Origin of the sequence: uncultured Amaricoccus sp. (assembly GCF_937891315.1) — a bacterium.
Lineage (GTDB): Bacteria > Pseudomonadota > Alphaproteobacteria > Rhodobacterales > Rhodobacteraceae > Amaricoccus.
This window is the reverse complement of record NZ_CALAGI010000142.1, coordinates 36,510-51,980: the sequence shown is the minus strand read 5'-3', so window position 1 is coordinate 51,980 and position 15,471 is coordinate 36,510. Positions and strand designations below refer to the sequence as shown.

The following is a 15,471-nucleotide window of genomic DNA, read 5'->3' as shown; positions in this document are numbered from 1 at the left end:
GATGGCCGTCGGCTTGAAGAAGAGGCGCCGGATCCAGCTGGTGCTGATCGCCGCGGTGATGCTCGTCGCGGCCACCGGGCTTGTCGGTTATGCGATGCGCGACGGGATCGAGTTCTTTCGCACGCCCACCCAGCTCGCCGAGCATCCGCCGAGGGTGGGCGAGCGGTTCCGACTCGGCGGCCTCGTCGAGACCGGTTCGCTCGAACGCGGGGTGGGCGAGGAGATCCGCTTTCGGGTCAGCGACGGCGGCGCCAGCCAGCCGGTGGTCTTCGCCGGCATTCCGCCCGACCTCTTCCGCGAGGGTCAGGGCGTGATCGCCACGGGCAGCCTGGAGGACGGCGTCTTCGTCGCGAGCGAGATCCTCGCCAAGCACGACGAGAAATACATGCCGAAGGAGGTCGCCGACGGGCTGCGCGACCATGGCATGCTCCACACCGGAGAGCCGGGCGGCTGACGGTTTCGGGCGGGCGCGACCGCGCGCTCCACCCCCCCCCCGCGCTCAATCCAATTTTAGCCAGTTTGTGGCAATCCTTCGGTTTCTTAACCAATCGATAGGAGCTGGCTTATGCACTCGGTCGAGAGCATCGCGGCGGAAATTGTCCGTCGCGAAGGGGGGTTCGTCAACGACCCCGACGATCCGGGCGGCGCGACCAACCATGGCGTGACCATTCACACCATGCGTCAGCTCGGACTGGATCTGAACAAGGACGGCGTCGTCGATACCACCGACGTCCGCAAGCTCGACGCGGCGCAGGCCGCGGCGATCTACATCCGCCACTACTACGAAGTGCCGAAGATCAGCCTGCTGCCGGAACCGCTGCGCGCGTCGGTCTTCGACATGCAGGTCAACGCGGGCAACAACGCGATCCGCATCCTGCAGCGGCTGATGGCGACCTTCGGTGTTTCGCTGAAGGACGACGGCGCGATCGGGCCGGCGACGGTCCGCGCGGTGAACAAGGCGTGGGCGATGGCGCCCGATCATCTGGTCGACGCCTATGGCATCGAGCGGCGCAACTACTACTACCGGCTGGCCGATCAGCGCCCGGCGAGCCGCAAATACGCGCGGGCCAAGGATGGCGGCAAGGGCGGGTGGATCACCCGCGCCGAGGAGTTCATCTCCGAACGCTTCCATTTCACCCGCGCCCATCACCAGGAAAGGACGCGGGCATGGGGCTGATGGGAAGCATTCTGGGCGCCGGGGCCGCGGCCTCGCAAGTGGGCGAGGCGGTCGGCGGCGTCGCCGAAGTCTTCGTAGGCAACCGGGCCGAGCGCGAGGCGGCGGAGGCGCAGCAGATGCTCGCCGCGCTCCAGCAGTACGGGCTCGAGTTCCAGCAGCCGGCGCAGGGCGCGTTCGACCGCTTCATGAACGCGCTGAACCGCCTGCCCCGGCCGCTGCTCGTCGGCGGCACGCTCGGCCTCTTCGTCTATGCGATGGTGGCGCCCTCGGGCTTCGCGCTGCGCATGGAGGGGCTGGCGCTGGTGCCCGATCCGCTCTGGTGGCTGCTCGGTGCGATCGTCTCCTTCTATTTCGGCGCGCGCGAACTGCACTATCAGCGCGCGCGAGTCGGGACGGTCGCACCGCGGGTCGCCGCGCTCGCGACGCTGGAGACGGGTGCGACGGGGACGGCCGAGACCGTCGCCGCCGCGGAAGCCCTCGCAAGCCCCGCGGCGCGGCTCGCGGCCAAGCCGGCGACCATGGCGATCGACGCGGCCAACCCCCGCTTCAACGCGGCGATCGAGGAGTGGCGCGCCCTCCGCGCCTGATCCTTCCACCCATCCGCGCGGGGCCACCGGTCCCGCGCGAGCCGGTCCGCCAGCGGGTCACGGCAATGCAAATTGAACCCCCCCGCCATTCAGAGCATAGTGCGCCACCCGAAATCGGGGGTGGAGCCGCGCATGATCGTCGAACTGGGGCATGTCGCCCTGATCCTGGCCTTTCTGGTGGCCGTCGTTCAGATGATCGTGCCGATGGTCGGCGCCCAGCGCGGCTGGACGGACTGGATGCGCGTCGCGGTGCCGGCCGCGCTGGCGCAGTTCCTGCTGACCCTCGCGGCCTTCGCCGTGCTGATGCATGCCTTCGTCGTCTCGGATTTCTCGGTGCGGCTGGTCGCGCTGAACTCGCATTCCGCGAAGCCGATGCTCTACAAGGTCGCCGGAACCTGGGGCAATCACGAAGGCTCGATGATGCTCTGGATGCTGATCCTGACGCTGTTCGGCGCCATGGTGGCCTGGGGCGGCGCGGGCCTGCCCCCGGCGCTGCGCGCGCGGGTGCTCTCGGTTCAGGCGACGGTGGCGGTCGCCTTCTTCTCCTTCATCCTGCTCACCTCGAACCCGTTCGTCCGGCTGCCGAACCCGCCGCTCGACGGCAACGACCTCAATCCGCTGCTGCAGGATCCGGGCCTCGCCTTCCATCCGCCGTTCCTCTATCTCGGCTATGTCGGGCTCTCGATGGCCTATGCCTTCGCCATCGCCGCGTTGATCGAGGGGCGGGTGGACGCCGCCTGGGCGCGCTGGGTGCGGCCCTGGACACTGCTCGCCTGGGTGTTTCTCACCATCGGCATCGCCTTCGGCTCGATCTGGTCCTACTACGAGCTCGGCTGGGGCGGCTGGTGGTTCTGGGATCCGGTCGAGAACGTCAGCTTCATGCCCTGGCTGATCTCGGCGGCGCTGCTGCATTCCGCGATCGTGGTCGAGAAGCGCGACGCGCTGAAGAGCTGGACCATCCTGCTCGCCATCCTCGCCTTCTCCTTCTCGATGATCGGCGCCTTCATCGTGCGCTCCGGCATCCTGACCAGCGTCCATGCCTTCGCCAACGATCCCGATCGGGGAATGTATCTGCTGCTGCTGCTTGGCGCCTTCATTGGCGGGTCGCTGACACTCTATGCCTGGCGGGCGCCCGAACTGCGCTCGACGGCGGTCTTCGGCACCATCAGCCGCGAGAGCGGGCTGGTGCTCAACAACGTGCTGCTGGTGGTCGCGACGCTGGTGGTATTTCTCGGCACGATCTGGCCGCTGCTGGCCGAGGTGCTGACCGGGCGCAAGATTTCGGTCGGGCCGCCGTTCTTCAACCTCGCCTTCACCCCCTTCATGGTGGCGCTCGCCATGATCCTGCCGATCTTCGCGGCGCTCCCCTGGAAGCGGGGCAGCCTCGCACGCGCGATGGAACCGCTCTGGGGCGCGCTGGCGCTGTCCGTGGCGCTCGGGGCGCTGGCCTGGAGCCTGCAGACCGGGCGCTCGATGCTGGCACCGGTCGGCGTCGCGCTGGCCGCCTGGCTGGTGCTCGGCGCGCTGGTGGAACTGGCGGCGCGGGCGCGGCTCGGCCGGGGCGCGGTGGGGGAGAGCTTCCGGCGGCTGCGCAACCTGCCCCGCGCCGACTGGGGCAAGGCGCTGGCGCATGCCGGGCTCGGCCTCACCATCCTCGGCATCGCCTGCGTCACTGCCTGGTCGATCGAGGACATCCGCGTCGCAAAGGTCGGCGAGAGTTTCCCGGTCGGGCGGTACACTCTGCGGCTCGACGGGATCGAGGCGACGCGAGGACCGAACTACACGGCGGAAACCGCGACGATCACCGCCCTGCGCGACGGGCGCGAGATCGCGGTGCTGCGGCCCGAGAAGCGGTTCTACGCCGTGCAGGCGATGGCAACGACCGAGGCGGCGATCGACCGCGGCCTGTCGCGCGACCTCTATGTCGCGCTCGGCGACCCCCAGGCGACCGGTGGCTGGGCGGTGCGAACTTATGTGAAGCCCTTTGCCAACTGGATCTGGATCGGCGCGCTGGTGATGGCGCTCGGCGGGGTGATCAGCCTGACCGACCGGCGCTACCGCGTCGGCGCCCCGGCCCGCCGCGCCGCCCCGCCGGGCGCGGTCCCCGCCGAGTGACGCCGCTGTCCGCCGCGGTCCGCGCCCTCCTGCTCGCGGCGGCGATCACCGTCGCGCCGCTGATCGCCGCCGCGGTGCAGCCGGACGAAATCCTGCCGGATCCGGGCCAGGAGGCGCGGGCGCGGGCGATCACCAGGGAGTTGCGCTGCGTCGTCTGCCAGAGCGAGTCGCTCGACGAATCGAACGCCGAAATCGCCCGCGACCTTCGCCTGATGGTGCGCGAGCGCATCGTCGCTGGCGACGACGACGCCGAGGTGCTGGATTATGTCGTCGACCGCTACGGCGAGTATGTCCTGTTCCGCCCGCGGTTCAGCCTCGGCAACGCGGCGCTCTGGCTGTCGGGGCCGGTGTTCCTCCTCCTCGGCGGCGGGCTCGCTCTGGCCTTCATCCGCCGGCGCGCCCGGGCGCCCGCGCCGGAACGCGCGCCGCTGAGCCCCGCGGAGCAGGCGCGGCTGGAAGAACTGCTGGACGATTGAACATGGCCCTTTGCCTTGACTGGTTTGGGGTACGCAAACCAGCCCGGGCCTGACTGACCCCGGCAGGCGCGGCCTGATTGAGAGTCACGGAGAAATCTGGATGCCTCCCACCCTCCGCCTCGGCTCCGGTCGACCGGATGGCGCGGCGCCCGACTGGCGCGCCGCCTTCTGCGATCGGGGCGGCGCTTCGCGGGGGCACCCCGAGCGGGCACGTTGGGGCATGGCAAAGTCTCCGGCTTCCCGCGCCTCATCGCGCCCTGTAACCTCGCGGCGATCCTGTTCGCTGGAGGGGACCATGTGCCATCGGACCATAGATCTCGCCTTCGACGGGGCGATCGCCACCCTGACGCTGAACCGGCCGGCGGTGATGAACGGTCTCACCGGCGATATGCGCCGCGAGATCATGGCGGCGGTGGCCGCGGCGGCCGGCACCGCGCGCGTCCTGGTGCTGACCGGCGCCGGGAGAGCCTTCTGCTCGGGCCAGGACCTCCGCGACGTGCCGGAGGACGAGCCGATCCCCTTCGAGCGCCTGCTCCGCGAGGAATACGAGCCGATGCTGCGCGCGATCTACGACTGCCCGATCCCGACCATCGCGGCGGTGAACGGCGCGGCGGCGGGCGCCGGCGCCAATCTCGCGCTGGCGGCGGACGTGGTGATCGCGGCGCAATCGGCCGTCTTCATCCAGGCCTTCGCGCGGATCGGGTTGGTGCCGGACGCCGGCGGCACCTACTGGCTGCCCCGGCAGGTCGGCTTTGCCCGGGCGATGGGCGCGGCGCTCTTCGCCGAGAAGATCACGGCCGACGAGGCCGCCGCCTGGGGCATGATCTGGCAATCGGTTCCGGACGCCGATTTCGCCGCCACCGTCGCCGCCCGCGCGGCGCAGCTGGCAGAGGGTCCGACGGTCGCCTATCGCCTGACCAAGCAGGCGCTCCGCGCGAGCTTTGCCAACGACCTCGACCGCCAGCTCGCGCTCGAGGCACGGTCGCAGGGCGAGGCGGGCGAGAGCCGCGACTTTCGCGAAGGGGTCGCCGCCTTCCTCGAAAAGCGCCCCGCGCGCTACGAAGGCCGGTGATGGCGGGGCTCGTCGATCTCATCACGCGCGCGCCGCGGCCACACGATCCGGCACGGGGCGCCGATATCGCCGCGCCCTTCGCCGACCTGCCCGGACCGGCGCGAGCGCTGATCCTCGGCACCGGTGGCTGCTCGGGCTATCTTGGCGGGTTGATCGAGCGCGAAGCCGACTGGCTGCGCGAGGCGATGGCCCAGCCGCCGGAGGAGACCTTCGCCGCCCTGATGGCGGCGATGGCCGACGCGGCGGGACCGGCGCTCGGCGTCCGGCTGCGCGTCGCCAAGCGCCGGACAGCGCTGCTCGTCGCGCTCGCCGACCTCGGCGGCGCCTGGGATCTCGGCGCCGTCACCGGCGCGTTGACCACGCTTGCCGACCACGCGACGCAGCTCGGCCTGACCGGGCTCGTCGCCGAGGAGATCGCGCGCGGCAAGCTGCCCGGCTGCGACGAGAGCGCCATCCCCGAGGCGGCGGGCATGTTTGTGCTCGCCATGGGCAAGATGGGCGCGGGCGAGCTCAACTACTCCTCCGACATCGACCTCGTCGTGATGTTCGACGAGACCCGCCACGACCCCGACGACTATGCCGAACTGCGCCGCGGCTTCATCCGGATCACGCAGCGGCTGGTGAAGCTGCTGTCCGAAGTCACCGGCGAGGGCTACGTCTTCCGCACCGACCTGCGGCTGCGGCCCGATCCCTCCGCCACCCCGGTCTGCATCGCGACCGAGCCCGCCGAGCACTACTACGAGAGCCTTGGCCGCACCTGGGAGCGGGCGGCCTTCATCAAGGCGCGACCCTGCGCCGGTGCGATCGACGCCGGCTGGGGCTTTCTCGACAGGTTGCGCCCCTTCATCTGGCGGCGGCATCTCGACTTCCCGGCGATCCAGGACGCGCACGACATGCGACTGCGGATCCGCAGTCACAAGGGCCTGGCGGGGCCGATGCGCGTGCTCGGCCACGACCTGAAGCTCGGCCAGGGCGGCATCCGCGAGATCGAGTTCTTCACCCAGACCCGCCAGCTTATCACCGGCGGCCGCGATCCCGGCCTGCGCGCGCGCGAGACGCTGGTCGCCCTCGCCGAGCTCGCCAACCGGGGCTGGGTCGAGCACGGCACGGCGGCGACCCTGACCGAGGCCTATGTCGCCCATCGAACGCTGGAGCACCGGCTGCAGATGCTGGAGGACGCGCAGACCCACCGCATGCCGAACAGCGAGGCGGGCCTCGCGCGGCTCATCGATTTCTGCGGCGCCGATCCCGCGACCTTCGCCGACGAGTTGAAGGCGCGGCTCGAAACGGTGCAGTCGCTGACCGAGCCGTTCTTCGCCCCGGACCAGACGGCGCCCGAGCCCATGCCGGAGAGTCCCTTCGCCGATCCCGAGGCGGCGGCGGCGCTCATCGCCGGCTGGGCGCGCTTTCCGGCGCTGCGCACCGAGCGGGCGCGAACCATCTTCGCCCGGCTGGAACCGCGGCTGATCCGGAGGCTGGCCGAAGCGGCGAGCCCGGACGAGGCGCTGATCCTGCTCGACGCCTTCCTCGCGCGGCTGCCGGCGGGGGTGCAGCTGTTCTCGATGCTCGAGGCCAATCCGCGGGTGATGGACCTGCTCATCGACATCTGCGGCTCGACGCCCGAACTCGCGCGCTATCTCGGGCAGGACGCCGGCGTGCTCGACGCGGTGCTGAGCCAGGATTTCTATCGCCCCCTGCGCGGCGCCGCCGCGCTGCGCGCCGAACTGGCGCCGCGGCTGCGCGAGATCGAGGAATACGAGACGGCGCTGAACGCGGCGCGGATCTGGAAGAAGGAACGGCATTTCCGCATCGGCGTGCATCTGCTGCGCGGCCTTGCGAGCCCCGACGAGGCGGCGGCCGCCTATTCCGCCGTGGCCGAGGCCGTGCTCGCCGCCGTGCTGCCGATCGTCAGGCATGAATTCGCCCGCCGCCACGGCCAGCCCCCCGGCGCGGGCGCGGTGGTAATGGCGATGGGCAAGCTCGGCAGCCGCGAGATGACGGTGAGTTCCGACCTCGACATCATCGTCATCTACGACGCCGAGGGGGTGGAGGCCTCGACGGGCAAGCGACCGCTGCCGGCGCCCGCCTACTACGCGCGCCTCACCCAGGCACTGATCGCCGCGCTGACCGCGCCAATGGCCGAGGGCATCCTCTACAAGGTCGACATGCGGCTGCGCCCCTCCGGCCGTCAGGGTCCGGTGGCGGCGGCGCTCGACAGTTTCGTGCGCTATCAGGCGGAGGAGGCCTGGACCTGGGAGCATCTCGCCCTCACCCGCGCGCGCGTGGTCGCCGGACCCGGCATGCTCACCGAGAAGATCGCGGGTACGATCGACGCGGTGCTGTCCCGGCCGCGCGCGGCCGAGGCGGTGCTGGCGGACATGCGCGACATGCGCCGCCGCCTCGCCGAGGCGAACGAGGCGGCGGCCGCCGACCCGTGGGAGGTGAAGCTCGGGCCGGGGCGGATGATGGATATCGAACTCCTCGCCCAGACGGGAGCTCTGATCCACGGCTTCACCCGCACGCAAAAGCCGCGGCGCATGCTCGGACGGCTGCTGAAACAGGGCTGGCTGGCGCCTGACGAGGCCGCGACGCTGGAACAGGCGCTGAGCCGCTTCGCGGCTGTCCAGCAGATCCTGCGGCTGGCGAGCGACAGAACGGTGGACCCGACGGCGGCCGGACAGGGCCTCACGCAGCTCCTGCTGGCGGCGGCCGGGTCGGTGGATCTCGACGAATTGCGCGCGACGCTGGCGGCGGAGGCGGCGGCGAGCGCGGCGATCATCGCCCGGCGCTTGACCGCGCCATGAGCCTGCCCATCGTCTATCACCCGGACTACATGGCGCCCCTCCGGCCGGGGCACCGGTTTCCCATGTCGAAATACGGCTATCTGCGGCGGGCGCTGATCGCGCGCGGGTTGCTGCCGGCGGCGGGCGGCTTTCTCTCGCCGGCGCCGGCCTCGGTCCGGCAGGTCGCGGCGGCGCATGACCTCGGCTATGTCGAGCGGGTGGCGACCCAGACGCTCGCCCCGGCCGAGGAACGGCTGATCGGCCTGCCCGGCACGGTGGCGGTGGCGCGGCGCGCCTTTCTCGCCGCCGCCGGCACGCTGCTCGCCGCGCGGCTGGCGCTGGAACACGGGATCGCCTGCAACATGGCCGGCGGCTCGCATCACGCAGGCCCGGAGGGCGGCGCCGGCTTCTGCGTCTTCAACGACGTCGCCGTGGCGGCGCTCGCCCTCCTCGCCGAGGGACAGGTGGCGCGGGTTCTCATCGTCGATTGCGACGTGCATCAGGGCGACGGCACCGCCCGCGTCTTCGCCGCGCGGCCCGAAACGATGACGCTGTCGCTGCATGCGGAGCGCAACTATCCGGCACGCAAGGCGGTCTCCGACCTCGATTTCGCCCTGCCCGACGGGCTGGGCGACGCGGCCTATCTCGAAATACTGCGTCACGCGCTGAGCCGCGCCGAGGAATTCGCCGCCGACATCGTCTTCTACAACGCCGGCGTGGACGTGCATCGCGACGACCGCCTCGGCCGGCTCGCGCTCAGCGACGAAGGCGTCCGCGCCCGCGACGCGCTCGTCCTCGGCTGGGCCCGCGCGCGCGGCCTGCCCGCGGTCGGCGTCCTCGGCGGCGGCTATGACGACGACCCCGACCGCCTCGCCACCCGCCACGCGCTCCTCTTCAAGACCGCCGCCGCCCTCGCGGCATGACATTGCGCGGACCACGCGCCCGCCAAGGCGGCGCGTCAGGTAAATAATTTATTTTGTTAAGTTTTTTGGTAGTCCCTACGGGAATCGAACCCGTCTTTCCAGATTGAGAATCTGATGTCCTAACCGATAGACGAAGGGACCGTTGGCAGTCTCCGCCCGAGGGCGGCCGTGTTAGTCGCAGTTCCCGCCCCAAGCCTTTGTTTCCTCAGGCTCTGGCAGTCCCTACGGGAGTCGAACCCGTCTTTTCAGATTGAAAATCTGACGTCCTAACCGATAGACGAAGGGACCCCGCGAGGCGCTACTTAGCGACGCGATCCGGCCGGATCAAGCGGCTTTTGCGCGCTCATCGCGCCGGGGCGACGTCCTCGATATGGAGCTTCGCCTTGGCGCGGCCTGCCCAGTCGTCGCGTTCGAGGCGCCCGACGAGGTGAAAGCGCGCGCCGCCGCTCTCGGCGAGGGCGGCGCCGAGCGGGCCGGCGAAGGCGCGGAAGGCGACCGCGTCCAGCCGGCCACCAGAGCCGTCCGAGAGGCCGAGCGCCAGATGCGCCTCACCGATCCGGCGCGGCCGCTCGATCCGCGCGCCAGCGAGGGCGAGCCGCGGCGCCGGGCTGCCGGCGCCATAGGGGCCGGCGGCGGCGAGGAGATCGGCGAGGTCGGGCGTCGCGCCGGCCGCGCCAACGAGGCCGTCGATTCCGAGCGTTCGGGGACCGCCGCCGTCGGCGGGAGTTTCGGCGGACAGCAGCTGGCCGAGCCGCGCCATCGCCGGCTCCAGCTGCCCGCGCGACAGGCTGAGGCCGGCCGCCATGCGATGCCCGCCGCCGCGCTCGATCACGCCCTCGCGCGTCAGCCGGGCGATGGCGGCGCCGAGATCGACCCCGACCACCGAGCGGCCGGAACCCTTGCCCGCCGCGCCCTCGAAGCCGATCACCACGGCCGGCCGATGGAACCGTTCCTTCAGCCGCGCCGCGACGATGCCGACGACGCCGGGATGCCAGCCCTCGCCCGCCGCCCAGACCAGCGGACCCTCGGCGCCCCGAGCCAGCGCCTGGGCCTCGGCGGCGGCGAGTACGCCGGCCTCGATCTCGCGCCGCTCGGCATTGAGCAGATGCAGCCGCTCGGCCAGCGCCGCCGCCTCGGCCGGATCCTCGGTGGCGAGCAGCCGGGCGCCGAGATCGGCGGCGCCGATGCGCCCGCCGGCATTCACCCGCGGGCCGATCACGAAGCCGAGCGAATAGACGCTGGGCGCGCCCCTGGACCCCGCGGCGCTGGTCAGCGCGGCGAGCCCGGGCCGCCGCCCCTCGGCCATCACCCTGAGCCCCTGGCGCACCAGCGCGCGGTTCAGCCCGACCAGCGGCGCCACGTCCGCCACCGTCGCCAGCGCGACGAGATCGAGCAGCGGCAGCATGTCCGGCGCCGCGCCACCCTCCGCCCGCAGCAGCCGGTTGGTCGCGACCAGCAGCAGGAACACGACGGCGGCGGCGCAGAGATAGGAAAGCTCGCCGCTCTCGTCCTGGCGGTTCGGATTGACCACGGCGAGGGCCGGCGGCAGGGTCTCGGCGCCGAGGTGATGATCGACCACCAGCACATCGCAGCCCGCCGCCGCGATCGGCTCGAAGCTCAGCGTGCCGCAATCGACGCAGAGAATGAGGTCGTGCGCCGCGCCGAGCGCCGCCATCGCCGGAACGTTCGGGCCATAGCCCTCCTCGATCCGGTCGGGCACATAGAGCGTCGCCGAATGACCGAGCCCGCCGAGCCAGCGCAGCAGCAGCGCCGCCGAGGCGCCGCCGTCGACGTCGTAGTCCGCGAAGATCGCGATCCGCTCGCGCCGGTGAACGGCGAACGCCAGCCGCGCCGCGGCCGCGTCCATGTCGCGCAACCGCGAGGGATCGGGCATCAGGTCGCGCAAGGAGGGTGCGAGATAGGCGCGCGCCTCGGCCGGCGCGACGCCGCGCCGCGCCAGAACGCGGCCGACGATGTCCGGGAGGTCCGCGGTCTGGGCGATCGCCCGGGCGAGCCGATCCTCCTCCGCCGTCGGCCCAAGCCAGCGCCGGCCGGTCAGCGAGCGCTCGACGTTCAGGAAGGCGGGGCGGCTTTCCACGTCCAGCATCGCCGCCTCAGGATTCCGGCCGGTCGGAGATGCCGTCCTGCCATTCGGGCGGCGGGCGCGGCCGTCCCGCCTTCTCCTCGCCGAAGAGCAGGCCCCGCAGATTGCGGGCCCCGGCGACGAGACCGACGCTGGCCGCCGCCAGCCAGACGAGCAGGAACAGCATCGCGCCAAGGTCGCCCGACAGCACCGCGCCACCGAAGGTGAAGAGCACGACGATCATGCCGGCTGCCCAGAACACCAGCCAAGCGATCATGAAGCCGATCGCGACCTTCCGCTGGCGCCCGCTGGCCATGCTACTGGTTGCGCTGGCGATAGAGGAGCCGCCGCACCGAGCCCGTCTTCGACCGCATCAGGATGGTCTCGGTCTCGAGATACTCGCCATCGCGCCGCGCGCCGGAAACGATCGAGCCGTCGGTGACGCCGGTCGCGGCGAAGACGACGTCCTGGGTCACCATGTCGTCGCGTGAATAGATCTTGTCGAAGTCGGTGATGCCGGCCTTCTTGGCCCGACCCTTCTCGTCCTCGTTGCGGAACAGGAGCCGGCCCCACATCTGCCCGCCCATGCATTTGAGCGCCGAGGCGGCCAGCACGCCCTCCGGCGCGCCGCCGGAGCCCATGTAGATGTCGATGCCGGTCTTGGCGCTCTCCGCGCAATGGATGACGCCCGCCACGTCGCCATCGGTGATCAGCCGGATGCGCGCGCCGCTCTCACGGATCTCGGCGATCAGCGCCTCGTGCCGCGGCCGCTCCAGCACGCAGCACATCACGCCGCGGTTGTCGGTGCCCTTGGCCTTGGCGATCGCCTGGATCCGCTGGGTCGGGGTCATGTCGAGGCCGATGATGTCGGTGGGATAGCCCGGCCCGATCGCGAGCTTGTCCATATAGACGTCCGGCGCATGCAGCATCGAGCCGCGCGGGCCGACCGAGATCACGGCGAGCGAATTCGGCATGTCCTTGGCGCAGAGGGTGGTGCCCTCCAGCGGGTCCAGCGCGATATCGACGCCCGGGCCCCTGCCGGTGCCGACCTCCTCGCCGATGTAGAGCATCGGCGCCTCGTCGCGCTCACCCTCGCCGATCACCACGACGCCCTTGATGTCGAGCAGGTTGAGCTGCGTCCGCATGGCATCGACCGCCGCCTGGTCGGCCTGTTTCTCGTCGCCACTGCCGACCAGCTTCGCGGCGGCGATCGCGGCCGCCTCGGATACACGGGCGAGGCCAAGCGAAAGCATGCGGTCTGCGAAGAGGGTATCGTCGGACATCGGGACTGCCTTTTCCGGGTTGCTCGCCGACTTTTCTAGGCGATCGGGGTCGCTCGGAGCAAGCGGGAACGGCCCGAGGCACCGGCCCGCGGCGCCGCGGACCGGTCAGGGCAGCGTCGCGTCGCCGGCGCCGAGCGGGCGCTGCATGATCACCGTGTCGATCCAGCGGCCGAACTTCAGCCCGACCGATCGCGATGTGCCGATATGGGCGAAGTCGGCGCGGGCATGCAGCGCGATCGATGCGGCGTTGCCGCTGTCGCCGATCACCGCCACCATCTGCCGCGCACCGAGCGCCGTCGTCTCGACGATCAGCCGGTCGAGGAGCCGCGTTCCAAGTCCGCGCCCGGTCGCCGCCGGATCGAGATAGACCGAATCCTCGAGCGTGAAGCGATAGGCGCTCCGCGCGTGAAACGGGCCGGCGTAGGCGTAGCCGAGCAGTCGGCCTCCGGCCTCGGCGACCAGCCAGGGCAGGCCGCGCCCGGTCACCGCCGCGTGGCGCCGCGCCATCTCCTCCGGCGCGGGCGGCTCCTCCTCGAAGGTGGCGACGCCGGTCAGCACGTGATGTCGGTAGATTTCGGCGATCGCCGCCATGTCCGCCGCTTCGGCGGGACGGATCATCGACATCAGACCTCTTCCACGCGGATCGCCACCGGCTCGGCCCGGCAGACGTCGAAACCGGTGATCTCGGCCAGCGCCATGTCGAGCGCCGCGCGCTCAGTACGGTGGGTGACGATCAACACCGGCGCCTCGGCGCCCGCGTGGGCGATCTGGCGCATCCGGTCGATCGAGATCCCCGCGGCGCCCAGTGCCCGGGCGACGCGTCCGAGCACCCCGGGCGCGTCGGTGAGCGCGAAGCGCAGATAGTAGGCCGCCGCGCTGGTGGCGGCGGGCCGGTTCGTCCGGGCGAGGCTCGCGGCCGGCTGGCCGAAAGCCGGCATGACGAAGCCGCGCGCGACATCGACGAGATCGCCGAGGATCGCCGAGGCGGTCGGTCCCGCGCCCGCGCCGGGGCCGCTCAGCACGATCCGGCCGACGAAATCGCCCTCCAGCAGCACCATGTTCGTGACGCCTTCGAGCATGCCGAGCGGCGACCCCGCGGGCACGAGGCAGGGCTGGGTCCGCGCCTCCAGCCCCTCGGGCGTGTGGCGCGCGACACAGAGCAGCTTGATGCGATAGCCCATCTCGGCGGCGTGCTCGATATCGGCGAGATTGACCCGCTCGATGCCCTCGACGGCGATGCCGGCGAAATCCACCCGCGCGCCGAAGGCGATGGCCGAGAGCAGCGCGAGTTTCTGCGCCGCGTCGATACCGCCCACGTCGAAGGCCGGATCGGCCTCGGCGTAGCCGAGTCGCTGTGCTTCGGCCAGCACCTCGGCATAGGGCGCGCCGGTCGCCTCCATCTGGGTCAGGATATAGTTGCAGGTCCCGTTCATCACCCCCATGACGCGGGTGACGGCGTTGCCGGCCAGTCCCTCGGTCAGCGCCTTCACCACCGGGATGCCGCCCGCCACCGCCGCCTCGAAGCGCAACGCGACGCCGGCGGCCTCGGCCGCCTCGGCGAGCGCCTGGCCGTGACGGGCGAGCAGCGCCTTGTTGGCGGTGACGACATGCTTGCCGCCGGCGATCGCGGCGGTCGCGGTCGCCCTGGCCGGTCCGTCCTCGCCACCGATCACCTCGACCACGAGATCGACGTCGGCGCGCCGTGCCAGCGCCACGGGATCGTCCTCCCAGTCGTAGGCCGAAAGATCGACGCCGCGGTCGCGGTGGCGCGAGCGGGCGGAGACGGCGGAGATCTCGATCGGCCGGCCAGCTCGGGTGGCGATGGTCTCGCCATGGGTCTGGAGCATCCGGATCACGCCCGAGCCGACTGTGCCGAGGCCGGCGAGGCCGATGCGAAGGGGCGCGGGCATGGGACAAGTCTCCGGTTGTGCTTCCGGCGGTTGCTTATGCGAAGGCTGCGCCCCCCGCAACCGCGCGGACGGCGGCGCGGGGTGTGTCCGTTGCGCCCCCGGTCAGTAGACCGTCGGGATCCAGCGCTGGCTGTCCTTTGGCGGCCGCACATAGTCGCCGTTGTCCGGGCGCGGCGACAACTTCACCTCCTTGCGGGGAATCTCCTTGTAGGGCACGTGTGCCAGCAGATGGCTGACGCAGTTCAGCCGCGCGCGCTTCTTGTTGTCGGCGTTGACTACGTTCCAGGGCGAGAGGTCGGTATCGGTATAGCTCTGCATCACGTCCTTGGCGCGGGAATAGTCGACCCATTTCTCGCGCGACTTCAGGTCCATCGGCGACAGCTTCCAACGCTTGATCGGATTTTGGATCCGCTCCCGGAAGCGTCGCTCCTGCTCCTCGTCCGAGACGGAGAACCAGTATTTGATCAGGATGATGCCCGACTTGATCAGCATCTCCTCGAACAGCGGGCAGGCGCGCAGGAATTCCCGGTATTCCTCGTCGCTGCAGAAGCCCATCACCCGCTCGACGCCGGCGCGGTTGTACCAGGAGCGGTCGAAGAGCACGATCTCTCCCTTGCCGGGCAGATGCGGGACGTAGCGCTGGAAATACCACTGACCACGCTCGCGGTCGCTCGGCGTGCCGAGCGCCACGACCTTGCAGATCCGCGGATTGAGGCTTTCGCTGATCCGCTTGATCACCCCGCCCTTGCCGGCGGCGTCGCGGCCCTCGAACAGGACGACGACCTTCAGCCCCTCCTGCTGCACCCAGTCCTGCAGCTTGATGAGCTCGAACTGCAGGCGGACCAGCTCTTCGATGTACTTGTAGGGATGGCCGACCTTGGGTTTCTTCTTCGGCTTCGGGCCCCGCTTCCAGACCACTTCCCGGTCGCCATGTTCGATGGCATTGGCCGCCAGATCCCCTTCCGCCTTCGCCTTCTTCGCCTTGCTGCCCTTGGCCATCTCGCGCTGTCCCCCATGACTGTCCAGGAAGGAGCCTCGCGCCCACGCGGCGATCGGGCAAGG

Annotated in this window: 14 protein-coding genes and 2 tRNA genes; 8 read left to right on the top strand and 8 right to left on the bottom strand. The window is 70.9% G+C overall.

Translation table 11 applies throughout. The features are described from left to right. The first annotated feature begins 1 nt into the window (after position 1). The 8 genes from ccmE (at position 2) to Q0480_RS14115 (ending at position 9,133) form a co-directional block, all read left to right on the top strand. The gene (gene ccmE / locus Q0480_RS14150; protein WP_299133874.1) at positions 2-454 is read left to right on the top strand and encodes a cytochrome c maturation protein CcmE; all 453 of its coding nucleotides are present in this window, start codon (positions 2-4) and stop codon (positions 452-454) included. 111 nt (positions 455-565) lie between these two features. Continuing rightward, complete coding sequence (locus Q0480_RS14145; RefSeq protein ID WP_299133872.1) at positions 566-1,177, top strand: holin-associated N-acetylmuramidase; 612 nt, start codon at positions 566-568, stop codon at positions 1,175-1,177. Continuing rightward, on the top strand, positions 1,177-1,764 hold the full coding sequence (locus tag Q0480_RS14140; RefSeq protein WP_299133871.1) for a holin family protein: 588 nt from the start codon (positions 1,177-1,179) through the stop codon (positions 1,762-1,764). The genes Q0480_RS14145 and Q0480_RS14140 overlap by 1 nt, the downstream gene beginning before the upstream one ends. 132 nt (positions 1,765-1,896) lie before the next feature. Continuing rightward, positions 1,897-3,879 carry a heme lyase CcmF/NrfE family subunit gene (locus Q0480_RS14135; protein ID WP_299133870.1) on the top strand — a complete coding sequence of 661 codons (1,983 nt, stop codon included), beginning with the start codon at positions 1,897-1,899 and terminating at the stop codon, positions 3,877-3,879. Between the two features lie 5 nt (positions 3,880-3,884). Then, the gene (locus tag Q0480_RS14130) at positions 3,885-4,355 is read left to right on the top strand and encodes a cytochrome c-type biogenesis protein (protein WP_299133921.1); all 471 of its coding nucleotides are present in this window, start codon (positions 3,885-3,887) and stop codon (positions 4,353-4,355) included. A 295-nt stretch (positions 4,356-4,650) separates the two neighbouring features. Continuing rightward, a complete protein-coding gene (locus Q0480_RS14125; RefSeq protein ID WP_299133868.1) occupies positions 4,651-5,427 on the top strand; it encodes an enoyl-CoA hydratase-related protein in 777 nt (258 codons plus the stop codon). Next, positions 5,427-8,231, top strand: a complete 2,805-nt coding sequence (locus Q0480_RS14120; RefSeq protein ID WP_299133867.1) for a bifunctional [glutamine synthetase] adenylyltransferase/[glutamine synthetase]-adenylyl-L-tyrosine phosphorylase — start codon at positions 5,427-5,429, stop codon at positions 8,229-8,231. Before Q0480_RS14125 ends, Q0480_RS14120 begins: the two co-directional genes overlap by 1 nt. Next, positions 8,228-9,133: a histone deacetylase gene (locus Q0480_RS14115; protein WP_299133865.1), complete on the top strand. Its 906-nt coding sequence runs from the start codon at positions 8,228-8,230 to the stop codon at positions 9,131-9,133. The genes Q0480_RS14120 and Q0480_RS14115 overlap by 4 nt, the downstream gene beginning before the upstream one ends. A gap of 66 nt (positions 9,134-9,199) precedes the next feature. Here Q0480_RS14115 and Q0480_RS14110 read toward each other — a convergent pair. The 8 genes from Q0480_RS14110 to ppk2 all read right to left on the bottom strand — a co-directional run bounded on the left by Q0480_RS14110 (position 9,200) and on the right by ppk2 (position 15,408). Beyond that, positions 9,200-9,274, bottom strand: a tRNA-Glu gene (locus Q0480_RS14110). 72 nt (positions 9,275-9,346) lie between these two features. After that, positions 9,347-9,421, bottom strand: a tRNA-Glu gene (locus tag Q0480_RS14105). Positions 9,422-9,476: 55 nt separating this feature from the next. Next, complete coding sequence (gene recJ / locus Q0480_RS14100) at positions 9,477-11,240, bottom strand: single-stranded-DNA-specific exonuclease RecJ (protein ID WP_299133863.1); 1,764 nt, start codon at positions 11,238-11,240, stop codon at positions 9,477-9,479. A 7-nt stretch (positions 11,241-11,247) separates the two neighbouring features. Next, complete coding sequence (locus Q0480_RS14095) at positions 11,248-11,532, bottom strand: hypothetical protein (RefSeq protein WP_299133862.1); 285 nt, start codon at positions 11,530-11,532, stop codon at positions 11,248-11,250. Between the two features lies 1 nt (position 11,533). Then, on the bottom strand, positions 11,534-12,499 hold the full coding sequence (gene glpX, locus Q0480_RS14090; protein ID WP_299133860.1) for a class II fructose-bisphosphatase: 966 nt from the start codon (positions 12,497-12,499) through the stop codon (positions 11,534-11,536). A 105-nt stretch (positions 12,500-12,604) separates the two neighbouring features. After that, on the bottom strand, positions 12,605-13,123 hold the full coding sequence (locus Q0480_RS14085; protein WP_299133858.1) for a GNAT family N-acetyltransferase: 519 nt from the start codon (positions 13,121-13,123) through the stop codon (positions 12,605-12,607). After that, a complete protein-coding gene (locus tag Q0480_RS14080; RefSeq protein WP_299133856.1) occupies positions 13,123-14,409 on the bottom strand; it encodes a homoserine dehydrogenase in 1,287 nt (428 codons plus the stop codon). The genes Q0480_RS14085 and Q0480_RS14080 overlap by 1 nt, the downstream gene beginning before the upstream one ends. Before the next feature lie 102 nt (positions 14,410-14,511). Beyond that, the gene (ppk2, locus tag Q0480_RS14075; protein ID WP_299133854.1) at positions 14,512-15,408 is read right to left on the bottom strand and encodes a polyphosphate kinase 2; all 897 of its coding nucleotides are present in this window, start codon (positions 15,406-15,408) and stop codon (positions 14,512-14,514) included. Positions 15,409-15,471: the final 63 nt, after the last annotated feature.

Excerpts from the sequence above, each read along its gene's own strand:
- Q0480_RS14120 (WP_299133867.1), top strand. The coding sequence starts at position 5,427 with ATGGCGGGGCTCGTCGATCTCATCACGCGCGCGCCGCGGCCACACGAT.
- Q0480_RS14140 (WP_299133871.1), top strand. The coding sequence starts at position 1,177 with ATGGGAAGCATTCTGGGCGCCGGGGCCGCGGCCTCGCAAGTGGGCGAG.
- Q0480_RS14080 (WP_299133856.1), bottom strand. The coding sequence starts at position 14,409 with ATGCCCGCGCCCCTTCGCATCGGCCTCGCCGGCCTCGGCACAGTCGGC.
- Q0480_RS14095 (WP_299133862.1), bottom strand. The coding sequence starts at position 11,532 with ATGGCCAGCGGGCGCCAGCGGAAGGTCGCGATCGGCTTCATGATCGCT.
- Q0480_RS14125 (WP_299133868.1), top strand. The coding sequence starts at position 4,651 with ATGTGCCATCGGACCATAGATCTCGCCTTCGACGGGGCGATCGCCACC.
- recJ (WP_299133863.1), bottom strand. The coding sequence starts at position 11,240 with ATGCTGGACGTGGAAAGCCGCCCCGCCTTCCTGAACGTCGAGCGCTCG.
- Q0480_RS14085 (WP_299133858.1), bottom strand. The coding sequence starts at position 13,123 with ATGTCGATGATCCGTCCCGCCGAAGCGGCGGACATGGCGGCGATCGCC.
- glpX (WP_299133860.1), bottom strand. The coding sequence starts at position 12,499 with ATGTCCGACGATACCCTCTTCGCAGACCGCATGCTTTCGCTTGGCCTC.
- Q0480_RS14145 (WP_299133872.1), top strand. The coding sequence starts at position 566 with ATGCACTCGGTCGAGAGCATCGCGGCGGAAATTGTCCGTCGCGAAGGG.
- ccmE (WP_299133874.1), top strand. The coding sequence starts at position 2 with ATGGCCGTCGGCTTGAAGAAGAGGCGCCGGATCCAGCTGGTGCTGATC.
- Q0480_RS14115 (WP_299133865.1), top strand. The coding sequence starts at position 8,228 with ATGAGCCTGCCCATCGTCTATCACCCGGACTACATGGCGCCCCTCCGG.
- Q0480_RS14135 (WP_299133870.1), top strand. The coding sequence starts at position 1,897 with ATGATCGTCGAACTGGGGCATGTCGCCCTGATCCTGGCCTTTCTGGTG.
- ppk2 (WP_299133854.1), bottom strand. The coding sequence starts at position 15,408 with ATGGCCAAGGGCAGCAAGGCGAAGAAGGCGAAGGCGGAAGGGGATCTG.